Source organism: Fictibacillus aquaticus, from assembly GCF_002245695.1.
GTDB lineage: Bacteria > Bacillota > Bacilli > Bacillales > Fictibacillaceae > Fictibacillus > Fictibacillus aquaticus.
This window is the reverse complement of sequence record NZ_NOII01000074.1, coordinates 1-3,593: the sequence shown is the minus strand read 5'-3', so window position 1 is coordinate 3,593 and position 3,593 is coordinate 1. Positions and strand designations below refer to the sequence as shown.

The window sequence follows — 3,593 nt, the reverse complement described above, 5'->3', positions numbered from 1 at the left end:
CTGTTTGTAAGAATTTTTCGGACAGAAATGTTATCCTCTGGCTGGCCAATCGGCAGTTCCGGAGGCAGTTGAATCTCTTCTGTGTAAGCCAATTTGCTAAAGCGAATATATTGAGTATGAACGAGAGGGATATAATAGAAATCCTCGCCGTTGTAAATAACCATGATGTCAGAGCCCACATCGATCAGCTTGCCTTTTAGAATCAGGCTCGCATTAATAGTTATTTCAATATATTCTTCCAAAAATTTGCTGAAAATGCTCAAGTTATCCTCCTCGTTCCTAACTCAAAACCCAGTTCGTCCAACAAATAAGATAATCAGTCATACAAGCAAACTACTAGATTATCACCGTAAAGACCGCCTTTGTTCTGACGGGTATCCTTTAAGAATGGACAAGCACAACGACAGCGTTAGCATGACATCGAAATTGGTTATCTTAGACGCTTGCCAGATATGTTATCTGATGAACCTTGGGGCTTAAATTCATTTCTTTTCGTAATAGTGTGTTCCTCATAGATGGCTGATTGACAGTTATGTTTCTTTAAAACGGGACGATTCCAAACAGCTGTTGGAATCGTCTCACTTTAAAGCTGCTGCATGTATAATTTCAGACATATCAACGAGTTTTATAGCCTTTTTTAGGAAATGGTTAAGATGCATGTATTCCTAAAAAAGAGGAGAGAAGCTTTTTACAGCTTCGTCCATCCTCTGTCAGACAAGCTATTGTTAGATCTAGAACGAGTGCCTCCGTTGGATCTCTTCTTTTTATAGTTGGAAGAACTGGATGATGACTTGCTAGAAGAAGAAGATTTGCTTGATGATTCATTTTGCGCATTAGAAGATTCCATTGCAGCGTTGGAGGATTCATTATTGCTTTCATTTTGGCTCGAAGACGACTCGTTCTGCTGTCTTCTATTATTGTTGCTATTATTGCTGTTATTACTATTTACTTTGTTTTTTTTTTCGTTTTTTCCGCTGTTGCCGCTATTTCCGCTGTTGCTTGATTCTTCTTCATTTTCAAAGACCGGGCTGAAGCTCTTAATGTGATAAACGGCAAGGATGACGATCTGCTTGTCGACAAGAAGCTCGATGTAATCAGCAGATGTCTTGCGCAGCAGGCCAACTACGCTTTCAGGGCCGCCGCGGTTGATGCGGACTTGCTTATACTTGAATGCATTAAGCACTTCTGTAAAGCGCATATCTTCGTAGTCGCTTCTTTCTACTGTTTGAGTAGGAGAGCTTGTTGACTGTACAGAGATACCCTTTACATGGGAAAGCTGGTAAAACATGATGCCATCGTCGCCCTGGATAGCAAGGAAATCAGAGGCAACAATGCTTAGCGTGCCAAGACGGGATTCTGGGCCGCCAAGGTTTACCTTGACATTCTCACCGATAAACTTAGAATAATTATGGTTCATTAAAGTTCCTCCTAAATATTTTTAAACCACTTTTGTCCCTGCATTATATGTGTCTCGCTGTGCTCTCGACATAGGTGAGAGCCTGTTTACATAAAAATAGTGAATTCGCACAGTTTTTTATGCTCTCTTCGTTATTACATCTTTTTTTTATAAAAGAAATAACGTATAATCGTTCATAACTTTATAGGCTCGTATAATCGCAGGGATATGGCCTGCAAGTTTCTACCGGACTGCCGTAAATGGTCTGACTACGAGTGACGCTAAAAACTGCAGCTGGGAATTTTTTTCAGCTGACGGTTTCGTTGTCTATTTGCATGCAAACCGGACGGCGCTTCACTCTAAGTAGAAGCGCCGCCCGGTTTTTTTATTTGTCTCAGATTGTTGATTGTTACGGTTTCTAAGAAAGTTCTATTGAGTGGCCACTGTTGAATTAGAAAATTCAGCGCACAAACAAAGGAGATCCTTACGTTTATGTATTAGCTGAATCTTTAACTTTCAATTAATCACCTTGAATACATCATTGATAACGTTGATCGGAATGTAAGGTGCCGACTCCTGCGGGACAAGCGGTCAGGTGAGACCTATCATGGCGCAAAGCGGCGATAGGGCTCACCGACTGCCCCGCGGAAAGCGTGCGCCTGAAATGGAGGTCAACTCCTTCTCTGATTTCTTAAGGCAACATAGTTAACGAAAACCGCTAAAGGAGGAGCAGAAAATGAATTTTTTAGAGAAAAGAATCCTGCAGGAGGGCATCGTCCTTTCTGATACTGTACTGAAGGTTGATGCTTTTTTAAATCATCAGATCGATCCTCTATTGATGAAGGAGATTGGAGCAGAATTTGCGGAGCGTTTTAAAGAAGATGGTGTTACAAAAATCTTGACTATCGAATCCTCTGGAATCGCACCGGCAGTATTTGCCGGTTTAGCACTAGGCGTACCAGTCTTGTTCGCACGCAAGAAAAAGTCGCTTACGCTGCATGAAGGTCTTTTGACCAGTAAGGTGTTTTCATTTACAAAACAAGAGGAAAGCGAAATATCCATTTCCTCTAAATTTTTGAGGAGAAACGAGAGAGTACTTATAATAGATGATTTTCTCGCTCATGGTGAAGCAGCTTCGGCACTTTGCGAACTCGCAGAAAATGCGGGAGCAGCTGTTGCGGGCATCGGAATCGTAATCGAAAAGAGCTTTCAGCAAGGAAGAGAAAAATTGGAGCAGGAAGGGTACAAAATTGAATCAATAGCAAGGATTCAATCCATGAACGAAAACGGTATTCAATTTGTTTGCGGTGAGAAGGAGGCGGCACTTCATGAATAAAGGAAAAGTATTATCCCTAGGCATTCAGCATGTTCTTGCGATGTATGCAGGTGCGGTGATCGTTCCTCTCATTGTTGGAAGTGCACTTAAACTTTCTGCAGAACAGCTGGCTTATTTAGTTGCGATCGACCTGATGACATGCGGTATCGCGACGCTCCTTCAAGTCTGGAATAACAGGCTATTCGGAATTGGCTTGCCAGTCGTGCTGGGATGCACGTTCACAGCTGTCGGTCCGATGATTGCGATCGGTGCGCAGTATGGCATGTCCGCCATTTATGGAGCAGTTATCGCTGCAGGATTTTTCGTATTTATGATAGCGGGAATGTTCAGCAAGATTGTAAAGCTGTTTCCGCCGGTTGTGACCGGAACGGTTGTAACGATTATCGGTATCACGTTAATTCCTGTTGCTATCAAGGATATGGCAGGAGGGCAAGGGAGTTCTGATTTTGGTTCTCCGCAAAACCTGCTGCTTTCATTCGGAGTATTGAGCAGCATTATTATCATTTATCGTTTTTCAAATGGCTTTATTCGTGCTGTTTCGATTTTGCTCGGATTATTTATTGGCACCGTGGCGGCTGCCATGCTTGGAATGATCAGCTTTGCTCCAGTTATGGAAGCTTCATGGTTCCATATGCCGCGTCCCTTTTATTTTGGAGTTCCAACTTTAGAGGCAGGAGCAGTGATCACGATGGTATTAGTGGCCATCGTTAGTATGATTGAATCCACAGGTGTGTTTCTTGCACTAGGTAAAATCTGCGGAAAAGAGCTATCGACAGATGATATTGCCAAAGGTTACAGAGGAGAAGGGTTAGCTATTATGCTCGGCGGTATATTCAACGCTTTTCCGTACACGACTTATTC

Annotated in this window: 3 protein-coding genes, 1 pseudogene and 1 riboswitch; of the genes and pseudogenes, 2 read left to right on the top strand and 2 right to left on the bottom strand. The window is 42.4% G+C overall.

Going from position 1 to position 3,593, the window contains the following annotated elements:
- Together CGZ90_RS19795 and CGZ90_RS20905 are read right to left on the bottom strand one after the other, a co-directional pair.
- A pseudogene (locus CGZ90_RS19795) lies at positions 1–263 on the bottom strand (DUF2642 domain-containing protein); the annotation flags it as partial.
- 425 nt (positions 264–688) lie between these two features.
- Positions 689–1,417: a hypothetical protein gene (locus CGZ90_RS20905; protein WP_094254210.1), complete on the bottom strand. Its 729-nt coding sequence runs from the start codon at positions 1,415–1,417 to the stop codon at positions 689–691.
- A 169-nt stretch (positions 1,418–1,586) separates the two neighbouring features.
- Positions 1,587–1,688, top strand: a riboswitch (purine riboswitch).
- Positions 1,689–2,132: 444 nt separating this feature from the next.
- Between CGZ90_RS20905 and CGZ90_RS19785 the strand changes: the two genes are divergently transcribed.
- Positions 2,133–2,732: a xanthine phosphoribosyltransferase gene (locus CGZ90_RS19785; protein WP_094254209.1), complete on the top strand. Its 600-nt coding sequence runs from the start codon at positions 2,133–2,135 to the stop codon at positions 2,730–2,732.
- On the top strand, positions 2,725–3,593 hold an 869-nt coding region (locus CGZ90_RS19780; protein ID WP_133063629.1), incomplete at its 3' end, for a nucleobase:cation symporter-2 family protein. The genes CGZ90_RS19785 and CGZ90_RS19780, both read left to right, overlap by 8 nt.